General features: G+C 62.1%; 21 protein-coding genes, 1 pseudogene and 1 riboswitch. Of the genes and pseudogenes, 12 read left to right on the top strand and 10 right to left on the bottom strand.

Translation table 11 applies throughout. From position 1 onward, the window contains the following. Window positions 1-19: 19 nt before the first annotated feature. Window positions 20-1,759 carry a C4-dicarboxylic acid transporter DauA gene (gene dauA, locus J3P97_RS22435; protein ID WP_434672794.1) on the bottom strand — a complete coding sequence of 580 codons (1,740 nt, stop codon included), beginning with the start codon at window positions 1,757-1,759 and terminating at the stop codon, window positions 20-22. Between the two features lie 295 nt (window positions 1,760-2,054). On the opposite strand from dauA, the gene J3P97_RS22430 reads away from it, so the two are divergent. Together J3P97_RS22430 and J3P97_RS22425 are read left to right on the top strand one after the other, a co-directional pair. Next, window positions 2,055-2,540: a hypothetical protein gene (locus tag J3P97_RS22430; RefSeq protein WP_434601821.1), complete on the top strand. Its 486-nt coding sequence runs from the start codon at window positions 2,055-2,057 to the stop codon at window positions 2,538-2,540. Between the two features lie 61 nt (window positions 2,541-2,601). Then, window positions 2,602-2,889 (top strand): PA4642 family protein, encoded by a 288-nt coding sequence (locus J3P97_RS22425; protein ID WP_434571877.1) that lies wholly within the window; start codon window positions 2,602-2,604, stop codon window positions 2,887-2,889. Window positions 2,890-3,001: 112 nt separating this feature from the next. Here the strand turns inward: J3P97_RS22425 and mqo are convergent, their stop codons facing one another. After that, window positions 3,002-4,510 (bottom strand): malate dehydrogenase (quinone), encoded by a 1,509-nt coding sequence (gene mqo / locus J3P97_RS22420; RefSeq protein ID WP_434628379.1) that lies wholly within the window; start codon window positions 4,508-4,510, stop codon window positions 3,002-3,004. A gap of 734 nt (window positions 4,511-5,244) precedes the next feature. Next, window positions 5,245-5,478: a hypothetical protein gene (locus J3P97_RS22415; RefSeq protein WP_305498881.1), complete on the bottom strand. Its 234-nt coding sequence runs from the start codon at window positions 5,476-5,478 to the stop codon at window positions 5,245-5,247. 206 nt (window positions 5,479-5,684) lie between these two features. On the opposite strand from J3P97_RS22415, the gene J3P97_RS22410 reads away from it, so the two are divergent. Then, window positions 5,685-6,269, top strand: a complete 585-nt coding sequence (locus J3P97_RS22410) for a YajG family lipoprotein (RefSeq protein WP_305498883.1) — start codon at window positions 5,685-5,687, stop codon at window positions 6,267-6,269. Window positions 6,270-6,397: 128 nt separating this feature from the next. On the opposite strand, the gene J3P97_RS22405 is transcribed toward J3P97_RS22410, so the two are convergent. Further along, on the bottom strand, window positions 6,398-6,604 hold the full coding sequence (locus tag J3P97_RS22405; protein ID WP_434672793.1) for a hypothetical protein: 207 nt from the start codon (window positions 6,602-6,604) through the stop codon (window positions 6,398-6,400). A 376-nt stretch (window positions 6,605-6,980) separates the two neighbouring features. On the opposite strand from J3P97_RS22405, the gene J3P97_RS22400 reads away from it, so the two are divergent. After that, the gene (locus J3P97_RS22400; RefSeq protein ID WP_434571881.1) at window positions 6,981-7,262 is read left to right on the top strand and encodes a hypothetical protein; all 282 of its coding nucleotides are present in this window, start codon (window positions 6,981-6,983) and stop codon (window positions 7,260-7,262) included. Window positions 7,263-7,419: 157 nt separating this feature from the next. Here the strand turns inward: J3P97_RS22400 and J3P97_RS22395 are convergent, their stop codons facing one another. Next, a complete protein-coding gene (locus tag J3P97_RS22395; protein ID WP_305498886.1) occupies window positions 7,420-8,586 on the bottom strand; it encodes a 1-acyl-sn-glycerol-3-phosphate acyltransferase in 1,167 nt (388 codons plus the stop codon). Between the two features lie 139 nt (window positions 8,587-8,725). Between J3P97_RS22395 and J3P97_RS22390 the strand changes: the two genes are divergently transcribed. From J3P97_RS22390 to J3P97_RS22380, 3 genes are read left to right on the top strand one after another with little or no spacing between them, the layout of a single operon-like run. Then, window positions 8,726-8,908: a CPXCG motif-containing cysteine-rich protein gene (locus J3P97_RS22390; protein ID WP_434558602.1), complete on the top strand. Its 183-nt coding sequence runs from the start codon at window positions 8,726-8,728 to the stop codon at window positions 8,906-8,908. Between the two features lie 10 nt (window positions 8,909-8,918). Continuing rightward, a complete protein-coding gene (locus tag J3P97_RS22385) occupies window positions 8,919-9,179 on the top strand; it encodes a putative signal transducing protein (RefSeq protein ID WP_305498888.1) in 261 nt (86 codons plus the stop codon). 36 nt (window positions 9,180-9,215) lie between these two features. Then, window positions 9,216-9,839, top strand: coding sequence for an SOS response-associated peptidase (locus J3P97_RS22380; protein WP_305498889.1), 624 nt, complete (start codon window positions 9,216-9,218; stop codon window positions 9,837-9,839). Window positions 9,840-10,104: 265 nt separating this feature from the next. Here the strand turns inward: J3P97_RS22380 and J3P97_RS22375 are convergent, their stop codons facing one another. Then, entirely contained in the window at window positions 10,105-10,809 is a 705-nt protein-coding gene (locus J3P97_RS22375) for a methyl-accepting chemotaxis protein (RefSeq protein ID WP_434674582.1), read from the bottom strand. Between the two features lie 201 nt (window positions 10,810-11,010). Beyond that, window positions 11,011-11,067, bottom strand: a pseudogene (locus tag J3P97_RS22370) (hypothetical protein); the annotation flags it as partial. A 1,393-nt stretch (window positions 11,068-12,460) separates the two neighbouring features. On the opposite strand from J3P97_RS22370, the gene J3P97_RS22365 reads away from it, so the two are divergent. Further along, window positions 12,461-13,276 carry a M48 family metallopeptidase gene (locus J3P97_RS22365; protein WP_434571884.1) on the top strand — a complete coding sequence of 272 codons (816 nt, stop codon included), beginning with the start codon at window positions 12,461-12,463 and terminating at the stop codon, window positions 13,274-13,276. Between the two features lie 114 nt (window positions 13,277-13,390). Here J3P97_RS22365 and J3P97_RS22360 read toward each other — a convergent pair whose 3' ends face one another. From J3P97_RS22360 to J3P97_RS22350, 3 genes are all read right to left on the bottom strand, one after another. Continuing rightward, window positions 13,391-13,975, bottom strand: coding sequence for a TMEM165/GDT1 family protein (locus J3P97_RS22360; RefSeq protein WP_305498893.1), 585 nt, complete (start codon window positions 13,973-13,975; stop codon window positions 13,391-13,393). A gap of 90 nt (window positions 13,976-14,065) precedes the next feature. Beyond that, window positions 14,066-14,188: riboswitch (yybP-ykoY riboswitch) on the bottom strand. Window positions 14,189-14,238: 50 nt separating this feature from the next. Continuing rightward, window positions 14,239-15,237 (bottom strand): methyltransferase, encoded by a 999-nt coding sequence (locus J3P97_RS22355; protein WP_434571887.1) that lies wholly within the window; start codon window positions 15,235-15,237, stop codon window positions 14,239-14,241. Window positions 15,238-15,270: 33 nt separating this feature from the next. Then, on the bottom strand, window positions 15,271-16,236 hold the full coding sequence (locus tag J3P97_RS22350; RefSeq protein ID WP_434672792.1) for a 2-hydroxyacid dehydrogenase: 966 nt from the start codon (window positions 16,234-16,236) through the stop codon (window positions 15,271-15,273). Between the two features lie 127 nt (window positions 16,237-16,363). Between J3P97_RS22350 and J3P97_RS22345 the strand changes: the two genes are divergently transcribed. The 4 genes from J3P97_RS22345 to J3P97_RS22330 all read left to right on the top strand — a co-directional run bounded on the left by J3P97_RS22345 (window position 16,364) and on the right by J3P97_RS22330 (window position 22,355). Continuing rightward, on the top strand, window positions 16,364-16,993 hold the full coding sequence (locus J3P97_RS22345) for a LysE family transporter (RefSeq protein ID WP_305498896.1): 630 nt from the start codon (window positions 16,364-16,366) through the stop codon (window positions 16,991-16,993). Between the two features lie 145 nt (window positions 16,994-17,138). Then, entirely contained in the window at window positions 17,139-18,821 is a 1,683-nt protein-coding gene (locus J3P97_RS22340; RefSeq protein ID WP_434672791.1) for a fatty acid--CoA ligase, read from the top strand. A 287-nt stretch (window positions 18,822-19,108) separates the two neighbouring features. Continuing rightward, complete coding sequence (locus tag J3P97_RS22335; protein ID WP_434628401.1) at window positions 19,109-20,965, top strand: DUF1302 domain-containing protein; 1,857 nt, start codon at window positions 19,109-19,111, stop codon at window positions 20,963-20,965. 25 nt (window positions 20,966-20,990) lie between these two features. Beyond that, entirely contained in the window at window positions 20,991-22,355 is a 1,365-nt protein-coding gene (locus J3P97_RS22330; RefSeq protein WP_434571896.1) for a DUF1329 domain-containing protein, read from the top strand. Window positions 22,356-22,563: the final 208 nt, after the last annotated feature.

Genomic DNA, 22,563 nt, shown 5'->3' with positions numbered 1-22,563 from the left:
AAGCTCCCTCGCCACACAATCAAACCAGTCTTGAATGCGCTTCGCTCGCGGCCAGCCAGCGCTCACTTTTGCTCCGCGCCTGTTCCAGCGTCTGCACATACGCCAACTGCCGCTGCTCGCGATGGACCCCGGCGCGGCGCAGTTTCAGGCGTACCCTCGGTGCGGTCGCGACCAGGATCAGGCCGATGCCCTGCTTTCGATAGTCCCTGAGGATATTTTCCAGCGCGGCCAGGGCCGTCATGTCCAGCATCGGCACGGCGCTCATGTCCACGACCACCACCCGGACACCCGGGTCGAACCGGCGTAATACATCCAGGGCCTTCTCCGCCGCACCGAAGAACAGCGGCCCGCGAATGGCGTAGCAGCGAACATGCTCGGGCATGTCCAGCAAGGCCAGGTGGGCATGGCGTGGCAGTTCAGCGCTGTCGGTCAGTTCGCTCATGCGCTTGATGAACAGCCCGGCGGCCAACAACAGGCCGACGGCGACGGCCAGGACCATGTCGAACAGCACCGTCAGGCCCAGGCAGGTCAGCAGCACCAGCACGTCGCTGCGCGGGGCGATGCGCAGGGTATGCAGCACATGCCCGGCCTCGCTCATGTTCCAGGCGACCATCACCAGCAACGCCGCCAGTGCCGCCATCGGCAAATAACTGAACAGCGGCGCGAGCAACACAATCGCCACCAGCACCACCAGGCTGTGAATGATTGCCGCCAGGGGCGATGACGCGCCGCTGCGCACGTTGGTTGCGCTGCGGGCAATTGCGGCGGTGGCGGTGATGCCGCCGAACAACGGCGCCACGAGGTTGCCCAGGCCTTGGCCGATCAATTCGGCGTTGGGGTCGTGCCTGCTCCCGGTCATGCCATCCGCCACCACGGCGCAGAGCAATGACTCGATGGCGCCGAGCATGGCGATGGCGAAGGCCGGGCCCAGTAATTGGCGGAACAGGTCATAGGAAAGTATCAACGCACCGCCCTGGCCATTCGGCAGGTTCCAGGGCCAGTCGAAGCGCGGCAGCAAAGGCGGGATGCCGGGGTAGACGATGCCGTCGACGACGTAGCTGAAGCGTTCGCCCAGCGTTGCGACCGGCAGCCCGGCGCGCTCGATGGCCAGCCCCAGCAACGCGCCGATCAGCAGCGCGACCAGATGGCCCGGGACGCGTGGCACCCAGCGCGGCCAGATTATCAATACGGCCAGACACGCCGCGCCGATAATGGCGTCGCCAAGCCGTGCGCCGGGCAGCGCCACGATCAATTCGCCGAGCTGTTCGATGTAATGCGTGGCCTGGCCCGCAGTGCTCAGGCCCAACAGGTCCTTCAATTGCAGCGTCGCAATCACTACGCCGATCCCGGCGGTGAAACCGAGGATCACCGGATACGGGATGAACTGGATCAAGCGCCCGGCGCGCATCAGCCCCAGCGCAATCAGGATCAGGCCGGCAAGCATTGTGCACAGCAGCAGGCCGCCCAGACCGTATTGCTGGGTGATGGGCAGCAGGATGACAACGAATGCGGCCGTCGGCCCGCTCACGTTGAATCGCGAGCCGCCGGTCAGGGCAATCAAGGGGGCGGCCACCAGCACGGTGTAAAGACCGTGTTGTGGTGGCACCCCAACGGCGATTGCCAGGGCCATGGCCAGGGGGATAGCGATGATGCCGACCGTAAGCCCGGCTACCAGGTCGCCGCGCAGGCGCTCAAGGGTGTAACCGGCACGCCAGGCTTGGCGCCAGGCGGCGAACAGCGGTGGGGCGGAGAAGGCCATGATGCTCCTCGCATAGACTGGACAATAAACCCGTGGCGAGGGAGCTTGCTCCCGCTGGGCTGCGCAGCAGACCCAAAATGGGCCATTGAAATCTTTCAGACGGAGTGCGCTAGCCGATTTACGACGGCTGCGCCGCCGAGCGGGAGCAAGCTCCCTCGCCACAACGGCATATGCCAGCGGGCCGACACCGATGGCCTCACGGAGTATGCCGCGCCGCAAGCCCTGCTGTATTGACCCGGTCGCATATTTTTTCAAGGAGTGCTAGCGTGCCCGGCCATGCCTTCCGGAGCCTGTCATGAGTGTATCGATCCGTCGCTGTGCCGCTCTGCTGCTGATCTGCGGCCTGCCATTGCTGGCAGTGGCCGCGCCGATGCACAGCCAGTTCCTGCCCCCCGATGACCTGGTGGCGCGTCAGGAACAGCCCGAACAGCAGCAGCTGCTGCAAGTCACCGAGTATTCGGTGGTGCTGGGCAACCAGCGCCCATCCAACCAGCAGCCGATCCCGGTCACTTCGCCGCTGATGGTGCGGCTCAAGGGCAAGCCCCTGAACAAGGGCGCCACCATCAGCCAGGTGATCCTCAATTTTGATGGCGAAAGCAAAAGCCTGAAGAAACCGGTATTCGATGAGGCGAGCAAGACCCTGACGCTGTCTTATCCACAGGCCCAGTACCGGGTGGTGATCGATCTGTTGCGCAACGACACGGTCTACGTGCAGTTCCTCAGCTACGCCAACGGCCATATCTGGGCCGACCTGCACACTGGCGCCGCACGCCCGCGTTGAGCCCCGAGGCCCGCCGGGGGTAAACTGCCCGCCCCGTGAACTGTGCGAGCTGGAGCCGGCAATGCGTAAAGACAAGAAACAAGTGATTGGTGACGAGATTGGCGACGAACAGATCAAGCTGTTCCTCAATTTCGAGCCCGTCGATGCCACTTCGCCGTCGCTGCACAAACTGATCAAGGCCTACCGTGGGCTGCGTGTCGACGATTTCGAGCGTTTCCTGACGTTCTTTGTCGAGGCCGGCCATGACCTCAACGGCAAGGACGAGCACGGTAATGATTTCGTTGCGTTGATCCAGGACCAGCGTAATGCCGAGGAATACATCGAGTTGATCAACAAGGCGCGTGGCTGATTGATTCAGGGCCTGCTTTGCAGGCCAGCGGGAGCAAGCTCCCTCGCCACGAAAAGCTGCAAAAAAACGCCCCGCTCTCATGGAGGACGGGGCGTTTTTTTCATCCGGGAGATCAAGCGTAGCTTTGGGTTTCGCTGCTTGCTTCAACCAGTTCCAGCGCGATGTTGTTCTGCGCGTTAACCTTGCGATACAGCGCCGCATCGGTTTCCAGCACTTTTTCCCGGGCCGGGAAGATTTCCGCGAGCTTGGCGGCCCACTCTCCCTTGGCTTTTTCCGGGAAGCAGCGCTCGATCAGTTCGAGCATGATCGACACGGTGACCGAAGCGCCTGGTGAAGCGCCGAGCAAGGCGGCGAGAGTGCCGTCCTTGGCCGCCACCAATTCGGTACCGAATTGCAGGATGCCTCCTTTCTTCGGGTCTTTCTTGATGATCTGCACGCGCTGGCCAGCCACTTCCAGGCGCCAGTCCTCGGCTTTCGCCTCGGGGTAGAAGCGCCGCAGGGATTCCAGGCGCTGCTCCATGGACTGCATCACTTCGCTGATCAGGTATCTGGTCAGGTCCATGTTGTCCCGGGCCACGGCCAGCATCGGGCCGATGTTGCCGGCGCGTACCGACAGCGGCAGGTCCATCAGCGAGCCGTGCTTGAGGAACTTGGTGGTGAAGCCAGCGTATGGCCCGAACAGCAGGGATTTCTTGCCATCGACCACGCGGGTATCGAGGTGCGGCACCGACATCGGCGGCGAGCCCACCGCGGCCTGGCTGTAGACCTTGGCCTGGTGATGCTTGACCACTTCCGGGTTGTCGCAACGCAGCCACTGGCCGCTGACCGGGAAACCGCCGAAGCCCTTGCTCTCTTCAATGCCCGAAGCTTGCAGCAGCGGCAACGCGGCGCCGCCGGCACCGAGGAAAACGAATTTGGCGTCGACTTCACGGGTGCTGCCGGAATTGACGTCCTTGATGCTCACGGTCCAGCCATCGCCCTTGCGCTTGAGGCCGGTGACGCGCTTGCAATACTTGATCTGGGTGTCCGGCGCGCTGCCCAGATGCTTGAGCAACTGGTTGGTCAGGGCGCCGAAGTTGACGTCGGTACCGTTCATGACGCGGGTCGCGGCGATGACTTCGTCAGCCGGGCGGCCTGGCATCATCAGCGGCATCCACTCGGCCATCTGGTCGCGGTCTTCGGTGTATTCCATGTCGGCGAACGCATGGTGCTGGCGCATCAGTTCGAAGCGCTTCCTGAGGAATTCAACGCCTTTCTCGCCTTGCACGAAGCTCAGGTGCGGCACCGGGGCGATGAAGGATTTCGACGAGCCGAACGTGCCTTTTTTGGTCAGGTACGTCCAGAACTGCTTCGACACCTCGAACTGGGTGTTGATGTGCACGGCTTTCTTGATGTCGACACTGCCATCGGCGGCCTGGGGTGTGTAGTTCAGCTCACACAGCCCGGCGTGGCCGGTACCGGCGTTGTTCCAGGGATTGGAACTCTCCGCGGCACCCGAATCCATCAGTTCGACGACTTCCAGCGAAATCGCCGGGTCGAGCTCCTTGAGCAGCACGGCCAGGGTGGCACTCATGATGCCGGCCCCTACCAGAACTACGTCGACTGCTTCGTTATGCGCCATTTAACGCGTCTCCAAAATCTGCAGCACCAAATTGTCGGCATAGCGGCCAGGAAGCGGGGCAGGTCAGTTACGCCCCAGGTATCCATGGCCAGGATCGCCATGTCCGAATCTTCGCAATTTTTCGCAACACTGCGGATGCATGCAGCCTGGCCTCAAGAGTCCCATGAACTCATTTAAGCGCCGGGCGGGCAATTCGACTTATGGCCGAGACATCCGTTCGTGCAACCAAATCCGTAGCGGACAGGCTTCAGGCGCCGGTTCTTGAGCGATATCCGGTCCTGTCTCGTTGGGCTGTTCCAGACGCCAATGGTGCTTGTTCAGACGCAAAACTCTTCATTTGCTCGCCACACTCTTGTGAAGTTGTGAAAACCCGTTTTTTCACGCTCTTTTGAAGACGTGAACCTCAAAAAGGGCTGTCCCAGCCTGGCACCGCGCCCGATCTGGATGCCCCTCATGTAATACATGACAGGCAAAACGGGCAGACAGCTCAGTGACCGAGCGTAATGACAGCTCTGCAGATTCGCGAAAAGCAGTGATTTGCCAGGGAAACAGCAAGCGCGCCAGCTTCACTCGATCTGTGTGGGCGGCTCTCTGTGGGCGGTGCGGGGTGCCAATACAAGCGCATCAGCGGCGTTGCGGGGCCCGATCAGGAGACGTCCTTATAATCGGGGGGAGATTGTAACGAAGAAACGCGCGGAAATGGTCGTGTTTTATGACTTTTATTAGCCTTGCGGTCAGACGGCCAACAACTGGCGGCTGCGTGCACGAGCGCGGGGCGCTTGTACCAGGGCGCTGGCGGGCAACGGCTGATGCAGCCAATTGAGACGGATCTCTTCGATTTCGACCCAGCCATCGCCCATGGGCTGCAGGCTGCATTGCTTGAATGCCTGGCAACGACCGCTGCGGTCGAGCAGGGCGAAGCAGCGGTGATGCGGGCGCGGGGTAAACAGGGAGATAAGAAAACGCATGGTCGGATACCGTGTCCGGGGAACTTGAGACCAGCCTGACAGCCCGGCATGACACCCCGGTGTAAGGACAATGACAACACGGTGACAGGAACCGGCCACCGCGGCCCCTGTCAGACATTTCAGTATTCATGCGGCGACGCTAGTTCGCCGCGATGGCGCACCGCTATACTGCCGGCCTGTTTGTGCCCGATTCTGGAGAGAAGAGCATGTTGCAACGCCTGTTGTTCGGTTTGATCGCCGTGACCAGTCTGACCCTTGTCGGCTGTGCCCACAGCCCGCAACAACTTAACCCGGAACCCAAGCTCAACGCCCAGCTGGCGCCAGTGGGTCGCGGCCAGCCGGTGGTGGTACGGGTCGTCGACGGTCGCCCGTCGCCAACCCTCGGCACGCGCGGCGGCCTGTACCCTGAAACCAGCGTGATCACGGTGCAGGGCGCGCAGGTCCTGCCAAAATTGCAGGCCCAGGCTGAAGCGGCCGTGCGTCTGCTGGGCTTCACCCCGACGCAGAACGCAATGAACGCCCCGCAACTGACCGTGACCCTGGCCGAACTGAAATACCAGTCGCCCAAGGAAGGCATGTACGTGACCGAAGCCACCATCGGCGCGACGTTCCGTTCCGACGTGCAGAACGCCAACCGCCGCTACAGCGGTCGTTATGGCGCTTCACTGGACCAGCGCTTCGGCATGGCGCCGAACCAGGACACCAACACCAAGCTGGTCAGCGACGTGTTGAGCGATGCCCTGACCCGTCTGTTCAAGGACCCGACCATTGGTCAGGTGTTGGCGGAGTAAGCAGCAAGTCTGATATCCCTGTGGGAGCGAGCTTGCTCGCGATAGCGGCATTTCAGCCAACTCAATGTTGACTGATCCACCGTCATCGCGAGCAAGCTCGCTCCCACAGGTTTTTTTATGGGCGTGATTCACGCAGCCTGGTAATAGAGTTCCAGCACGCTGATCCCGGTCAGCAGGTCTGTCTCCGGGAGGTCCGCATGTTGATGGCCGCCGAGGGCGCAGTACACCAGCCAATGACGATCCTGGACATTGAAGGACAGACTGCCGACAAGGTTCTGTTGTTCATCGCTCGGGCTGATCAGGTAGAGACGATCCTGGTTTTCGGCGTGCAGCATGACAGACTCCGTACAGTTTTGGAGGGCGACAGGGTGGCCTATCCATATGACGAAACCGTGACGTGAAGAATTAGAAGGTTTGCACTTGGTCTTGTGGCGAGGGAACTTGCTCCCGCTGGGCCGCGAAGTGGCCCCAAAACCTGCCAAATGCGGAGCATCAGACACACCGCACCCGCCGGCTTACGACTGCTTCGCAGCCGAGCGGGAGCAAGCTCCCTCGCCACGGGTCCATCATTTTTCTTAAGTGAACCGCATTGCGGGCATTGGGATCGTTACCGGTCGGAAAAAGCCGCGCAAGGCGACTGGCTTTCGGTAGAATCCGCGCCCTGTTCGTAGGCTCCGGGCGCAGCGCGTCCGTTTTCGCTTGAGGTTTGTGATGTCGTTGCAACTGTTCTCGCTGTTCGCTGCCCACCCCGCCAAACTGATCAACCTGCTCGCGCTGCTGTTTGCCTGTCCGGGGGGCTGGGTGCTGCACGCGACGCGTCGCCGCGAACTGCGGGCGCGGGCCTGTCTTGCGGAGCGCAGCAGCGAAGGCAATGAACGATTCGAAGCGCTGCTGGACTTGGCGACGCAACGCATGAACCGGTTTTTCTACCGTTTCGGCTTCGCTTGCCTGGGGTTGGCGCTGCTGATGTCGTGGATCAGCACGCAGTTCTGATCACTGCTTTTGTGGCGAGGGAGCTTGCTCCCGCTGGGCCGGCTGGCGCTCCAGTGCATAGCGGCCCCCTCTGAACACAAACCGTTTTGCGATTGCTGCGCAATCGAGCGGGAGCAAGCTCCCTCGCCACAAGATTCCGCGTCGTCCTTGCGCGGCTTTAAAGCGCCAGCCCCGCCCTGACCCGATACTGGTTCCGCACCGGCGTCGCATATTGCAGCACCAGGAACGGTCGGTGTTCCTCCGGGCAGGCTTCCAGCCGGCGCTGCCATTCTTCTTCAGCCTTGGCCAGTTCTTCGGCACCGAACACCTCGGCCGCCGTCGGAACCTGCAACTGCGGGTCGGCATCGGCCCATTGCGCGTAGGCCAGGTAATGCACCGGGAACAGGCGATAGCCGCCGAGTATCTGCCGGTCCATCTCCATGGCCAGTTGTTTGGTGTCCTCGAACAGTTCGGTGATCGGCGCGGCAAAGTTCACGTGGACCCGGCCCTTATAACCGGTGATGCCCTTGGCAATGCTGACGTCGTCCTCGCCCGGCGCCTTGGTGTACGTGCCGGTGGTGGCGCGGATGTACAGCTCGCGGGCCTTGGCCTGGTCGCACGGGTCATATTCGTAGCTGATCGACACCGGCGTCAGGTTCAACGAGCGGATGACCTCGCCGAACGGCTCGTCCTTGCGGCTCATGTGGAACATTTTCAGGATCGCCGACTCGGTCCGGTCATCACCGTCCTTCGCCCGGCCCTCGGCCTGGGCGATCCAGATCGAGGCGCAATCGTTGCGGATCGAGTGGTTGATGTAGGCCGACAGCAACTGGTACGCCGCCATTTTTTCCCGGCGACCGGTGATGGAGCGGTGCACGATGAAGCTCTTGTTCAGGCGCATCAGGTCGCTGACGAAGGGCTTTTGCAGCAGGTTGTCGCCAATCGCGATGCGCGGCGTCGGCAGGCCGGCGTGGTACACGGCATAGTTGACGAAGGCCGGGTCCATCACGATGTCGCGGTGGTTGGCGATGAACAGGTAGGCATTGCCGGACTTGAATTGCTCGACCCCGGTGTAGGTCACGCCATCGGTGGCACGCTCGATGGTGTGGTCGACGTAGAACTCGACTTTGTCCTGCAACGTGGCAACGGAGGTCACACCGGCGAACTCTCGACGCAACTTCTGCGCTATAAGAGGTTTGAGCATCCAGCCGAAAGCGCCGGCCAGGCGCGGGAAGCGGAAGTGGGTGAGGATATCTAGAAACGCCTTGTCGCTGAGCAGCCGTGCCAGCACCGCTGGGACTTCGCTGTCGTTGTAAGGTCGGATGGCATCGAATTCGCCCATCATGCTCTCTTGTTGGAAACGGCTAGGGTAAGTAAAGGTTCGATCGAAAAACCGACGGGGCACGACCTGGAAGATAGTCCAGGCAAAAATAGCCCTGCAAATAGACCGGCGATTATACGCACAAGTCACTTGGGAGACCGCGATGCTGGAAGCTGCTCATTATGAATGTCCGTATTGTGGGGAAGAGGTGGAGTCTTCCGTGGATTTGTCCGGCGGCGACCAGACCTACATCGAAGACTGCCAGGTCTGTTGCCGACCGATTACTTTCGTCCTGCAGGTCCACGAAGACGAATGGCACCTTGAGGTCTTCAGCGAAAACGAATGATGGGGCGGCCATGCAGCGAATCTACGAGCTGGAAAACCTGATGGAAGGCGAATTGCTCCAGGGCATGCTCGCCAGCGAAGGCATCACGGCGCACCTGGTGGGCCGCGATCTGGTGGGCGGCGCGGGTGAGCTGCCGATGTACGGTCTGCTGGGGCTGGCGGTGGAGGACGAGCAGGCGCAGTACGCCCGGGAGCTGATCGCCGCCTACAATGCCGCGATGCCGGTGCCGGGCGATGAGCCTGACAGTTACCCCGGTACGCTGGTCTGTTAGGCTGGCGGCCGTTTGATACAAGAGTCGTGTTGCCCCATGTGTGGACGTTATGCCCTGTTTCGCTGGAACCCCGCTTTCGCGGCCTTGCCCGGCTTCCCTGCCGACCAGAAGGCCCAATGGAATATCTCGCCCAATGACTCGGTGCTGATGCTGCGCGCCGGCGCGGATGGACAGCGCGAACTGGCACGGGCGCGTTGGGGCCTGACGCCGCCGTGGCTGACCGATCTGTCCCGCACCCCGGCGCACGCCCGCGCCGAAACCGTGGCCGAGCAACCGATGTTCCGCGAAGCGCTGCGTTTGCGTCGTTGCCTGCTGCCCGCCAATGGTTTTTACGAGTGGCGCGGCGGCACGCGCAAGCGCCCGTACTGGCTGACGCCGGGGGAGGGCTCATCGCTGTTCTTTGCGGCGATCTGGGAAGCGTACCCGGTGCAGGAACAGGTTTGGCTGAGCACGGCGGTCATCACCCAGCCGGCGGCCGGTCAGCGCCGACCGTTGATTCTGGATGAAGAGGGCCAGCGCTTGTGGCTCGACCCCGAGACACCCTTGCATGCCTTGCAGGGGCTGCTGGCGAGCGAGCCAGGGCAACTGCGCGAGCGGGTTTTGGCGAACATGGTCAACGACCCGAAACTCAATGGGCCGGAATGCCTGACCCCGGCCTGAGTTCTTTGGCGACAGCACTGGCCCCTTCGCGAGCAGGCTCGCTCCCACAGGGAATAGCAAGTCACCCAAAATGCTGTGGCGAGCCGCAGCCTTTCTGTGGGAGCGAGCCTGCTCGCGAATACGCTCTGTCAGGCGAAGCAATTCAGCCTGGCACGGCCCCATCGCGAGCAAGCTCGCTCCCACAGGGATGCAGGGCACCACAAAAGTTTGTGGCGACCCGTATCTATTTTGTGGGAGCGAGCTTGCTCGCGATGGCGGCGTTGGATCAAACCCTGAACTGATTGATCAACCGCCGTTGCTGCTCCGCCAGCCTGGTCAGCCCGGCACTGGCCGCGCTGGACTCGTCGGCGCCGCTTGCCACTTCGTTTGCCACCTGGCCGATGTTGATCACGTTACGGTTGATGTCATCGGCCACCGCGCTTTGTTCCTCGGCAGCGCTGGCGATCTGGGTGTTCATGTCGCTGATCACCGACACGGCCTGGGTGATCGTCTCCAGGGCCTGAGCCGCTTTTGCCGCGTGCTGCACACTTTCATCGGTACGCTGCTGGCTGTCTTCCATCACCCGCACCACGTCCCGCGTCCCCTGCTGCAGCTGTTGGATCATCGACTGGATTTCTTCGGTGGCCTGCTGGGTCTTCTGCGCCAGGTTGCGCACTTCATCGGCGACCACGGCAAAACCGCGACCCTGCTCACCGGCCCGTGCAGCCTCGATGGCCGCGTTGAGCGCCAGCAGGTTGGTCTGCTCGGCGATCCCGCGGATGGCGGTGAGAATCGCGTTGATGTTTTCGCTGTCCTTGGCCAACGTCTGCACCACGCCCACGGCCTTGCCAATCTCCACGGCAAGGGCTCCGATGGAACTGGAAGTGTCGCGCACGATTTGCATGCCCTGGCTGGCGGCCTGGTCGGCGTGGCTGGCGGCTTGGGCTGCCTGGCTCGCATTCCGCGCCACGTCCTGGGCAGTGGCGGTCATTTCGTGCACGGCGGTGGCGACCTGATCGATTTCCGACAACTGCTTGTGCACGCCCTGGTTGGTGCGGATCGCGATGTCGGCGGTGTGTTCCGACGAATCGCTGACGCTCTGCACCGAGGTCACTACCTGAGTGATCATCCCCTGCAATTTGCTCAGGAACGTGTTGAAGCCCTTGGCGATGGCCCCCAATTCATCGGCGCGGTCGCTGGTCAGCCGGCGGGTCAGGTCGCCTTCGCCCTGGGCAATGTCGTCGAGCATCGCCACCATTTGCTTGAGCGGCCGGGCGATACCGTGGCCCACCAGCCAGATCACCAACAGGCCGATCGCGGCAATCGCCAGGCCGACCATGGCCATGCCGAAGATGTCGGTTTCGCGCTGATCGTCGAGGTCTTTCTGCAAGGCTTGCAGATCCGCCATCACGGCATTCAGCGGCAACTGCAACATCAACGTCCAGCGCGCCTCGGTCTGGCCGATACCGAAAGGCATGTACACCTCCAGATGGCCGTGTTCTTCGTCGATGTCGTAACGCACTTCACCGATGCCGAGCCGGGTCAGGTTATCCAGTTCGTTGGCGTCCAGCAGGTCGCTGGCTTTCTCGCCGAGTTTGCCTGGGTCCTTGGTGAAGGCCACCAGCCGGTTGTTGCTGGCGAGCAGGGCCATTTCCCCGGCGCCGTCGTACAGCTTGGCGTCGGCGGCGACGAGCATGTCCTGGATGAAGTTCACCGACAGATCGGCGCCGACGATGCCCTGGAACTTGCCATCGACCAGGATTGGCTCGATGAACGAGGCGAGCATGGTCATGGTGTCGCCGACGCGGTACGGCGCGGGATCGATCACGCAGGCTTTTTTGCTGTCCTGGGAGCACAGGTAATATTCACTGGCACGAATGCCGGTGGACAGCAGTTTCTGGTCCGTCACGTCGGCGAGTTTTTCCAGGCCCAGGGTGCCGTCCTGATTGCGAAACCACCATGGCAGGAAGCGTCCGTTGGTTTCCATGCCCAGCACCTGACTGTCTACATAGCGGGCGTCGTCGTGGTCGATGGCGTTCGGTTCCCAGGCGATGTAGGCACCGAGAATCTTCGGATTGCGCACCACGGTTTCACGCAGCAGGCTGATCATTTGCTCGCGCGGGATCTTCAGTTGCGGGTTGCCGTCCGTTCCGTTCATGCCCATCAAGGCGTTGCTGGTGGCAAGCCCACGAGCGAGCAGCAGCGGCGCTTCGAGTTCGCGCTGGATCAGGCTGGCCTGGGTGCGGGCCAGCGCACTGAGGCGTTGCTCGATGAGTTGCTCGAACTGCGCCTTGGTCCGCTGTTGCACCATGTCCTGGGTGCGGGCGCCGGCGAATAATGCGTACAGCACCAGGGCGCCGACCACGCTGAGCACGATGGCACCAGCCAGGGCGGCAACGGAAAACTGGATCGATCTGAATTTCATAAAGGCTCCGGACGCGGAAGTGACGTCTGGACTTTTTATCGGCGTTTCCGGGGCGTGGCATGAGGCACTGTTCGTCGGATGACTGTTTTGGCTAGACCGGTGTCGCAATCGGGCCAAGGGGGACTTGTCCGAAAATCGGTAATCCCTCGCTTCGTATCTGGCGCCGATACCAATCAGGGCCTAGGATACGCCCACGATTCCATGGAGCTTCTTTTGTATGAACAAGACTTTGATGGTGAGCGCTTTGGGCGCGGCTCTGCTGCTCGCCGGTTGCCAATCGGTCAATACCACCAGCGGCGGAGCCGTGGGGGTGGAACGCAAGCAGTACATGTTCAGCATGCTGTCGACCGCTGAGGTCAACCAGATGTATGCGCAGTCCTATCAGAAGACGTTGGGTGAGGCGAGCTCCCAAGGTGCCCTGGACAAGACCAGCAGCGATGCCAAGCGCCTCCAGGTCATTGCCGACCGTCTGATTGCCCAGGCGCCAGTGTTCCGCCCGGATTCGGCGCAGTGGAACTGGGAAGTGAACCTGATCAAGAGTGATGAGCTCAACGCCAACTGCGGTCCTGGCGGCAAGATCATGTTCTATACCGGCCTGATCGATCAGTTGAAGCTGACCGACGCTGAGATCGCCGCGATCATGGGCCATGAAATCGCCCACGCCTTGCGCGAGCACGGCCGTGAAGCGATGTCCAAGGCCTACGGCATCGAAATGGCCAAGCAGGGCGCCGGTGCCATATTCGGCCTGGGCCAGGACAGCCTGGCGCTGGCCGACACCGTGGCCAACTACGGCATGACCTTGCCCAACAGCCGTGGCAACGAGAACGAAGCCGACCTGATCGGCCTCGAGCTGGCCGCCCGGGCCGGTTACGACCCGAACGCGGCGATCACCCTGTGGAACAAGATGGCCAAGGCTTCGGAAGGGGCTCCACCGGAATTCATGAGCACCCACCCCTCGTCGACGAGCCGGATCGCCTCGTTGCAGGCGGCGATTCCGAAGGTGATGCCGCTTTACCAGCAGGCCAGGAAGTAAGGGCGAACCTGCCGGCCTCTTCGCGAGCAGGCTCGCTCCCACAAAGACAAAGCGGTTAACTGTGGGAGCGAGCCTGCTCGCGAAGAACGATAACGCGGTAGCTCTGGAATCGGATCAAACCCACCCACTACTCTGCATCGCCTTGTACACCGCGACGATCGCCAGGATGAAAAACGCCGAGGCGGCCAGGCGGCGGATGAGGGCAAGCGGCAGTTTCTCGGCGGCGAAATTGCCCGCCAGTACCACCGGCACGTTAGCGATCAACATACCCACGGTGGTGCCGATGATCACCAGCCACAACTCCGGGTACTGCGCGGCAAGCATCACCGTGGCGATCTGGGTCTTGTCACCGATTTCCGCCAGGAAAAACGCGATCAGCGTGGTCAGGAAAGGTCCGAACCTGCGAGCCGTATTGGCTTCCTCGTCGTCCAGCTTGTCCGGCACCAGGGTCCACAGCGCGGTGGCGGCAAAGCTCGCCGCGAGGATCCAGTGCAACACCGAGTCGGAGAAGAACCCGCTGACCCAGGCACCTACCGCGCCAGCCGCCGCATGGTTGGCCAGGGTTGCGGCGACGATGCCGGCAATGATCGGCCATGGTTTGCGAAAGCGTGCGGCGAGGATGAGCGCGAGCAATTGCGTCTTGTCGCCGATTTCGGCCAGCGCAACGATGGCGGTGGGTACCAGGAAAGAGTCCAGCATCAGGTGGTTCCTAAGAGGGGCGGGTCGACACGGCTATGACACGTACAGCCTTCCCGCCCCGGGTAAGGTGTGCGTGTCATAGGTCTTGTCAAACCCAGCGACCATCTGCGTGGACGCTTGGGCCGCATACGCCATGGTCTGCTGACCAAGTATGTTGACGTATGCCGGGCGAGCATGGCGCTCGCGGGAGACTACTCCCCTAGGACGGAGCGGATTCTGCCTAGGCAAATCCGTTTGGGCAAGCGCTGTTTTTCAAAAACGCCTTAGCCACGCTTGGCTCGGTAGATGCGAAAACCCTGGCCTTCGGCCTTGATCGTGCACGTGCCCAGATGCTCCTCGATCAGCGGCTGGTACTTGAGGAAACTGTTCGCGACCAAGCGCAGTTCGCCGCCGTTTTTCAGATGTTTGGCCGCTTTTCGCAGCAGGTTTTCCGTGGCGTGATAATCGGTGTGCACGCCGACATGGAAGGGTGGATTGCTCAGGATTGCGTTCAGGCCCATGGGCGCGGCATCGATTCCATCACCGGTCAACACCTCGGCTTCCAGCCCGTTGGCCGCGAGGGTCAGGCGGCTGCTGGCGGCGGCAAAGGCGTCCACGTCCAACAGGGTGACGGTATTGTGCGGGTAGCGGCGCTTGACCGCCGCGCCCAGTACACCGGCACCACAACCGAAATCCAGCAGATGGCCGCTGGGCAGCTTGTCCAGGTGCTCCAGCAGCAACGCACTGCCGCGATCCAGCCGACCATGGCTGAACACCCCCGGCAGGCTGATCACTTTCAACGGGCCTTCGGCCAAGGGCAGCTCGTAGGTTTGCGCCAGGCTTTCCAGCGGCTTGGCCTGCGGGGCGTTGGCGACGGTGACTTGCCACAGTTGGCAATGCCGCGCGCTGTCGAGCTTGCGTGGCTTGCCGAACGGGTTGAGCTGCTTGGAAGCGCCTTCGATGCCGCTGCGCTTTTCCCCCACCAGGTACACCTCGCGACCGGCCAGGCGCGCGGCCACGGCGTTGAGAATGTAGTCGGTCAGGTCCTTGGCCTTGGGCAGGAACACCACGGCCGTTTCGAATTCCCGCTCGGGTACGTTCACGCCAAAGTGGCTACGTTGCGCAAAGCGCGCATCCAGCGCGGCCTGGTCGCCGGCATGCCAGCACCAGCCATGGGCCTCGGGCAAACGGCCGAGCAGATCGTCGGCGGGCAGGCCGGCCAGCAGGACCGGGCCCTGGAATAATTCGGGCTGACGAAGCAGTACTTCACTGCGCGGATCCATGGTCTGCTCCTTGTAAAAAATTGCGGCAGTTTATCAACTGACGACCCGGCGCGCTGTACCGCTGAAAAAGCCTTTGGCGTTTTCCGTCAGTTGGCCGACGATCCGCTGCCGCGCCTCGCGGCTGCCCCAGGCGTTGTGCGGGGTGATGATCAGTCGCGGAATGTCGCCGGCCAGCAAGGGATTGCCTTGGGTCGGCGGCTCCACGCTCAGCACGTCGCTGGCCGCACCGCCCAGGTGACCGCTGCGCAAGGCGTCGGCCAGGGCCTGTTCGTCAATCAGGCCGCCACGGGCGGTGTTGACCACGAACGTGCCGGGCTTGAGCAGCGCCAGTTCGCGCGCGCCGATGAAGTGGCGGGTGTGCTCGTTGAGCGGGCAGTGCAGGGTCAGGGCATCGATCTGCGGTAACAGCTCATCCAGCGGCAAGCGATCCGGCCGTGCCGGACGCCCCGGAATCTGCCCCAGCAGCACACGCATGCCAAAGGCTTGCGCCAGCCGGGCGACGGCGCCGCCCAGTTCGCCATGGCCGAGCAAACCCAGGGTCTTGCCTTGCAGCTCGACAATCGGATAGTCCAGCAGGCAGAACTGCGAAGCCTGTTGCCAGCGACCTTCAGCCACGGCTCTCTGGTAGTCGGCGAGGCGCGTCGCCAGGTTCAGCAACAGCATGATCGTGTGCTGGGCCACCGACGGCGTGCCGTAGCCTTGGCAATTGCACACGGTGATGCCGTGGTGGCGGGCAGCGGCGAGGTCGACGTTATTGGTGCCGGTAGCGCTGATCAGGATCAGCTTCAGTTCGGGGCTGGCGGCCATGGCTGCCGCGTCGATCACTACCTTGTTGGTGATCGCCACCGTCGCCCCCTTGAGTCGCTCGGTCACCTCGTCCTGGCGGGTCCCGGCGAACAATTGCAGTTCGCTGAAGCAATCGCGCAACGGGCCTAGGTCCAGGTCGCCGAGGTCCAGGGATGGGTGGTCGAGAAAAACGGCGCGGGCGGTGTTCGTCATCAGCTGTACCTGTCATGTAAAGAACCGAAGGCGTAATGTGGCGAGCCTATCAGATGAATCGTGGCCAGGGAGCAAGCTCCCTGGCCACGGGATTTCATTCACCAAGAGATGTCGCAAGGAGCCCACCATGTACCTCACCGAATTCCTCACCGTCGCCCTGATCCACCTGCTGGCGGTCGCCAGCCCCGGTCCGGACTTTGCCGTGGTGGTGCGCGAAAGCGTGACCCATGGCCGACGTGCCGGGACCTGGACGGCGCTGGGCGTCGGCACGGCGATTTTCCTGCATGTGGGGTATTCGTTGCTGGGCATCGGCCTGATCGTGTCCCAATCGATCGTGCTGTTCAACGCGCTGAAGTGGGCCGCGGCCGCGTACCTGCTGTACATCGGCTTCAAGGCCCTGCGCGCGCAACCGGCCAAGGCTTCCGGAGAAAACCTGCACAAGGAGGCTGGCGAGCGTACCGCTCGCGGTGCGTTCACCGCAGGCTTTGTCACTAATGGCCTGAACCCCAAGGCAACGCTGTTCTTCCTGTCGCTGTTCACCGTGGTGATCAATCCCCATACGCCGCTGGCGATCCAGGCCGGCTACGGCGTGTACCTGGCGATCGCCACGGCGGCGTGGTTCTGCATGGTGGCGATGCTGTTCAGCCAGGCGCGGGTGCGTGCCGGTTTCGCCCGCATGGGCCACTGGTTCGACCGGACCATGGGCGCCGTGCTGGTGGCCATTGGCGTGAAACTGGCCTTCACCGAGGCGCACTGACCGCGCCTGAACATGTCCCTGAGATGGCTCAAGGCTAGTATTTGCGGGCGGATGAAATCATTCCTTCGGCTGATTTGATCCGCGGGCAGGCACTTTAGAGTGCTTACCTTCCAGCCAAGACCGTGCAGTCAGAAAAGGGACCCTTATGTTGCAGACTCGCGTTATCCCTCCAGCCGAAGGCGCCTACCAATACCCGTTGCTGATCAAACGGCTGCTGATGTCCGGTGCGCGTTACGAGAAAACCCGCGAGATCGTCTACCGCGACCAGTTGCGCTACAGCTACCCGACGCTGATCGAGCGCGTCGCGCGGCTGGCCAACGTGCTGACCGAGGCCGGGGTGAAGGCCGGTGACACCGTTGCCGTGATGGACTGGGACAGTCATCGCTACCTGGAATGCATGTTCGCGATCCCGATGATCGGCGCGGTGATCCACACCATCAACGTGCGCCTGTCACCGGAGCAGATCCTCTACACCATGAACCACGCCGAGGACCGCTTCGTGCTGGTCAACAGCGAATTCGTCGGTTTGTACCAGGCGATCGCCAGTCAGTTGACCACGGTAAAGAAGACGCTGCTGCTGACCGACCTGGCGGACAAGACCGCCGATCTGCCGAACCTCGTGGGCGAGTATGAGCAACTGCTGGCCGCCGCCAGCCCGGCTCATGATTTCCAGGATTTCGACGAGAACTCCGTCGCCACCACGTTCTACACCACCGGCACCACGGGCAATCCCAAGGGCGTGTACTTCACCCATCGACAACTGGTGCTGCACACCCTGGGCGTGTCGACCATCATGGGCTCCATCGACAGCGTGCGGCTGTTGGGCACCAACGATGTGTACATGCCGATCACGCCGATGTTTCACGTACATGCCTGGGGCCTGCCGTACGTGGCGACCATGCTCGGGCTCAAGCAGGTCTATCCCGGGCGTTACGATCCGGAGTTCCTGGTCGAGCTGTGGCGCAAGGAAAAGGTCACCTTTTCCCATTGCGTGCCGACCATTTTGCAGATGGTCCTCAACGCCAAGGGCGCCCAGCAAACCGATTTCGGCGGCTGGAAAATCGTCATCGGCGGCAGCGCCCTCAACCGCAGCCTGTACGAGGCGGCCAAGGCCAAGGGCATCCAGCTCACCGCCGCCTACGGCATGTCCGAAACCGGGCCGCTGGTATCCTGCGCGCACCTCAACGACGAGCTGATGGCCGGCGGTGAGGACGAACGCATCACCTACCGGATCAAGGCCGGCGTGCCGGGGCCGCTGGTGGAAGCAGCGATCGTCGACGGCGAGGGCTGTTTCCTGCCCGCGGACGGCGAGACTCAGGGCGAACTGGTGCTGCGCGCGCCGTGGCTCACCGAAGGTTATTTCAACGAACCGCAGAAAGGCGCCGAGCTCTGGAAGGGCGGCTGGCTGCACACCGGCGACGTCGCCACGCTCGACGGCATGGGCTTCATCGACATTCGCGACCGGATCAAGGACGTGATCAAGACCGGCGGCGAATGGATCTCGTCCCTGGACCTGGAAGACCTCATCAGCCGTCATGCGGCGGTACGCGAAGTAGCAGTGGTCGGCATCCCCGATCCGCAGTGGGGCGAGCGCCCGTTCGCCTTGCTGGTTGTTCGCGAAGGGCACCAGCTCGGGGCTCGCGAGCTCAAGGAACACCTCAAGCCATTTGTCGAGCTGGGGCACTTGAGCAAGTGGGCAATCCCGAGCCAGATCGCCCTTGTTACGGAAATTCCCAAGACCAGCGTCGGCAAGCTCGACAAGAAGCGCATCCGCGTCGACATCAGCGAATGGCAGAGCAACAACAGCACCTTCCTCTCGACGCTCTGAGCGTACCCGCCGTGCCTGAAAAGGGCACGGCAGGCCCACCCGGCAAGCGCTTGTCTTGTCAAACCGGAAAATTCAGCCATCCTTGCCGTGCCGACATCCGTCGGCCTGGCGAAGGACTGTTCCAGAGTGGTCGAAGGCTGCAAATCACACTTTAGAGGGATCAAGCCGTACTACCTGCTGGCTATAGTCCGCTCAAGGATTTTCGGAATGGGACGCGCGTGCCAGCACGGCGCAGGGTTTCCGGAAATGCCCACTGCCATAACAATAAAACACATGGAGTTGCGTCGATGACCTCAGCAAACACTTTCTGGCGCCGGGCAAAACTGCCTCTGGCCGTCAGTCTTGCCTCTTCGCTCGCCGGCCCGGCATTCGGCGTCAGCTTCAACATCGGTGAAATCGAAGGCCAGTTCGACTCGGCCCTGTCGGTCGGCGCAAGCTGGTCCACGGCCAAGGCCAACCGCGACCTGATCGGCGTCAACAACGGTGGCAAGGGCCTGTCCCAGACCTCCGACGACGGTCACTTGAACTTCAAGCGCGGGGAGACCTTCTCGAAGATCTTCAAGGGTATCCATGACCTGGAGCTGAAGTACGGCGACACCGGTGTGTTTGTACGTGGCAAGTACTGGTACGACTTCGAACTCAAGGACGAAAACCGCCTGTACAAGGACATCAGCGACAGCAACCGCAAGGAAGGCGCCAAGTCCTCCGGCGGGCAGATCCTCGATGCGTTCGTCTACCACAACTACGATATCGCCGATCAGCCGGGCTCGGTCCGCCTCGGCAAGCAAGTGGTCAGCTGGGGTGAAAGTACCTTTATCCAGGGCGGTATCAACGCCATCAACCCGGTCGACGTGTCCGCGTTCCGTCGCCCCGGTGCCGAGGTCAAGGAAGGGCTGATCCCGGTCAACATGTTCTACGTGTCCCAGAGCCTGACCGACAACCTGTCGGCCGAAGCGTTCTACCAACTGGAATGGGACCAGACTGTCGTCGACAACTGCGGCACGTTCTTCTCGCAGCCGGACGTCATCGCCGACGGTTGTGACGACAACCTGCGCGTCTTGAACAAACGTTCGCGGATTCCGGGCGCAGCCTTGCCGACCCTGACGGCGTTGGGCGTCAACGTGAACGAGGAGGGCGTGCTGGTTCGCCGTGGTCCCGACCGTGATGCCCGTGACAGCGGCCAGTGGGGCCTGTCGTTCAAATACAACTTCGAGCCGCTGGACACCGAGTTCGGCGCCTACTTCATGAACTACCACAGCCGGGCGCCAATCTTCAGCGCCACGGGCGCCGCGTCACGGTTCTATACCCAGCCGCTGGGGCCGTTGGCCGCATTGCGTCCGGTGATCGTGGCGGGTAACTCGAACTACTTCGTCGAGTACCCGGAAGACATCCGGCTCTATGGCCTGAGCTTTTCCACCACGCTGCCCACCGGCACCGCGTGGAGTGGTGAGCTGAGCTATCGGCCGAACGCTCCGGTACAACTGAGCACCACCGACATCCTGTTCGCCGGTGTCACGCCAATTCCGGGCTTTGGTAACGCCTCCGTACTGGACGGCGCGCCGGGCCAGGACTTGCATGGCTATCGCCGCAAGGAGATCACCCAGTTCCAGACCACCTTCACCCACTTTCTCGACCAGGTCATGGGCGCCAGCCGCCTGACCCTCGTCGGTGAGTTGGGCGTGACCCACGTTGGCGGCCTGGAAAGCCGCTCCGAAGCGCGCTACGGCCGTGATCCGGTGTTCGGCCCGGGCGAACTGCCCAACGGCTTCTGCAATACCCTCAACACCTCGACTGCGGCAGGTGGCGGCCAGACCATCAGCGGGGTGAACAGCAACTGCAACAACGACGGCTTCACCACGTCGACCTCGTGGGGCTACCGCGCTCGCGCCATCTGGGAATACCCGGATGTCTTCGCCGGTGTGAACCTCAAGCCCAACGTGGCCTGGTCCCATGACGTCAAGGGTTACTCGCCAGGTCCTGGCGCCAACTTCGAGGAAGGCCGCAAAGCCGTCAGCCTCGGGCTGGATGCCGAGTACCAGAACACTTACAACGCGAGCCTGGCCTACACCAACTTCTTTGGTGGCGACTTCAGCACCGTGGATGATCGCGACTTCCTGGCGCTCAGCGTCGGCGTGAACTTCTAAGCACCGTATTTCAGGACGACACACTATGAAAATAACCAAGAATCTGTTGCAAGTCGGTGTGCTGGGGCTGTCGCTTTTGGCGGCCAGCGTCATGGCCGCCGTGCCTGCGGCCGAAGCCGACAAACTGGGCAAGAGCCTGACGCCGATGGGCGCCGAAATGGCCGGCAACGCCGATGGTTCGATTTCCGCCTGGAAACCCATGGCCAAGAACGCCGGCAGCGTCGACGGCAAAGGCTTCCTCTCCGACCCGTACGCCAGTGAGAAGCCGCTGTTCACCATCACCGCGCAGAACGTCGAGCAGTACAAGGCCAAGCTTGCGCCCGGCCAGTACGCGATGTTCAAGCGTTACCCCGAAACCTTCAAAATGCCGGTCTACCCGACCCATCGCGGCGCTACCGTGCCGGACGAAGTGTTTGCTTCCATCAAGAAAAACGCGGTCAACACCAAACTGGTCTCCGGCGGCAACGGTCTGGAGAATTTCGAGACGGCTGTGCCGTTCCCGATTCCCCAGAGTGGCGTCGAGGTGATCTGGAACCACATCACCCGCTATCGCGGCGGCAGCGTGACGCGCCTGGTGACCCAGGCCACGCCGCAGCCCAACGGCTCCTACAGCCTGGTGTACTTCCGTGACCAGTTCGTGTTCCGCGACAAGATGAAGGATTTCGATCCGGCCAACCCTGGCAACATCCTGTTCTACTTCAAGCAGCAAGTGACCGCTCCGGCGCGTCTGGCCGGCGGCGTGTTGCTCGTCCACGAAACCCTCGACCAGGTGAAGGAACCGCGTTCGGCGTGGGTCTACAACGCCGGCCAGCGCCGTGTGCGTCGCGCCCCGCAAGTGTCCTATGACGGCCCGGGTACCGCCGCCGATGGCTTGCGTACCTCCGACAACCTGGACATGTACAACGGTGCGCCGGACCGCTACGACTGGAAGCTTGAAGGCAAAAAAGAGCTGTATATCGCCTCCAACAGCCACAAGATCGATTCGCCGCAGCTCAAGTACGCGGACATCATCAAGGCCGGCCACATCAACCAGGACCTGACGCGCTACGAGCTGCGTCGTGTCTGGCACGTGACCGCGACCCTGAAGGAAGGCCAGCGCCACATCTACGCCAAGCGTGACTTCTACATCGACGAAGACACCTGGCAAGCCGCAGTCATCGACCACTACGACGGCCGTGGCCAACTGTGGCGCGTAGCCGAGGCCCATGCCGAGAACTACTACGACAAACAAGTGCCGTGGTATGCCCTGGAAACCATTTACGACCTACAGTCCGGTCGCTACCTGGCCCTGGGCATGAAGAACGAAGAAAAATCGGCCTATGACTTCGGCTTCACCGCCAGCACCGCCGACTTCACGCCTAACGCCCTGCGTCAGGACGGCATCCGCTAAACGCTCCACCCGAGGCCGCATCCTCGAAAAAACGCCCCGGCTGGTTCGGGGCGTTTTTTTTGCCTGAAAAAAAGCTTCCTGGCCACAATAGCGGCCAACCGCTTGTAGCCTTTTTGTAGCCATTTGTAGCACTCCCTTCAATACCTCCTCGTTTACCGCTAGTCTGCGGACATCTGCAACGCCGCCACCCGCATTCCAACAAGAGCCG

It is taken from the genome of Pseudomonas sp. R1-15, assembly GCF_051132085.1.
Classification (GTDB): Bacteria; Pseudomonadota; Gammaproteobacteria; order Pseudomonadales; family Pseudomonadaceae; genus Aquipseudomonas.
This window is presented reverse-complemented; position numbering and strand designations above follow the sequence as displayed.

Excerpts from the sequence above, each read along its gene's own strand:
- dauA (WP_434672794.1), bottom strand. The coding sequence starts at position 1,759 with ATGGCCTTCTCCGCCCCACCGCTGTTCGCCGCCTGGCGCCAAGCCTGG.
- J3P97_RS22430 (WP_434601821.1), top strand. The coding sequence starts at position 2,055 with ATGAGTGTATCGATCCGTCGCTGTGCCGCTCTGCTGCTGATCTGCGGC.
- J3P97_RS22425 (WP_434571877.1), top strand. The coding sequence starts at position 2,602 with ATGCGTAAAGACAAGAAACAAGTGATTGGTGACGAGATTGGCGACGAA.
- mqo (WP_434628379.1), bottom strand. The coding sequence starts at position 4,510 with ATGGCGCATAACGAAGCAGTCGACGTAGTTCTGGTAGGGGCCGGCATC.
- J3P97_RS22415 (WP_305498881.1), bottom strand. The coding sequence starts at position 5,478 with ATGCGTTTTCTTATCTCCCTGTTTACCCCGCGCCCGCATCACCGCTGC.
- J3P97_RS22410 (WP_305498883.1), top strand. The coding sequence starts at position 5,685 with ATGTTGCAACGCCTGTTGTTCGGTTTGATCGCCGTGACCAGTCTGACC.
- J3P97_RS22405 (WP_434672793.1), bottom strand. The coding sequence starts at position 6,604 with ATGCTGCACGCCGAAAACCAGGATCGTCTCTACCTGATCAGCCCGAGC.
- J3P97_RS22400 (WP_434571881.1), top strand. The coding sequence starts at position 6,981 with ATGTCGTTGCAACTGTTCTCGCTGTTCGCTGCCCACCCCGCCAAACTG.
- J3P97_RS22395 (WP_305498886.1), bottom strand. The coding sequence starts at position 8,586 with ATGATGGGCGAATTCGATGCCATCCGACCTTACAACGACAGCGAAGTC.
- J3P97_RS22390 (WP_434558602.1), top strand. The coding sequence starts at position 8,726 with ATGCTGGAAGCTGCTCATTATGAATGTCCGTATTGTGGGGAAGAGGTG.
- J3P97_RS22385 (WP_305498888.1), top strand. The coding sequence starts at position 8,919 with ATGCAGCGAATCTACGAGCTGGAAAACCTGATGGAAGGCGAATTGCTC.
- J3P97_RS22380 (WP_305498889.1), top strand. The coding sequence starts at position 9,216 with ATGTGTGGACGTTATGCCCTGTTTCGCTGGAACCCCGCTTTCGCGGCC.
- J3P97_RS22375 (WP_434674582.1), bottom strand. The coding sequence starts at position 10,809 with ATGACCGCCACTGCCCAGGACGTGGCGCGGAATGCGAGCCAGGCAGCC.
- J3P97_RS22365 (WP_434571884.1), top strand. The coding sequence starts at position 12,461 with ATGAACAAGACTTTGATGGTGAGCGCTTTGGGCGCGGCTCTGCTGCTC.
- J3P97_RS22360 (WP_305498893.1), bottom strand. The coding sequence starts at position 13,975 with ATGCTGGACTCTTTCCTGGTACCCACCGCCATCGTTGCGCTGGCCGAA.
- J3P97_RS22355 (WP_434571887.1), bottom strand. The coding sequence starts at position 15,237 with ATGGATCCGCGCAGTGAAGTACTGCTTCGTCAGCCCGAATTATTCCAG.
- J3P97_RS22350 (WP_434672792.1), bottom strand. The coding sequence starts at position 16,236 with ATGACGAACACCGCCCGCGCCGTTTTTCTCGACCACCCATCCCTGGAC.
- J3P97_RS22345 (WP_305498896.1), top strand. The coding sequence starts at position 16,364 with ATGTACCTCACCGAATTCCTCACCGTCGCCCTGATCCACCTGCTGGCG.
- J3P97_RS22340 (WP_434672791.1), top strand. The coding sequence starts at position 17,139 with ATGTTGCAGACTCGCGTTATCCCTCCAGCCGAAGGCGCCTACCAATAC.
- J3P97_RS22335 (WP_434628401.1), top strand. The coding sequence starts at position 19,109 with ATGACCTCAGCAAACACTTTCTGGCGCCGGGCAAAACTGCCTCTGGCC.
- J3P97_RS22330 (WP_434571896.1), top strand. The coding sequence starts at position 20,991 with ATGAAAATAACCAAGAATCTGTTGCAAGTCGGTGTGCTGGGGCTGTCG.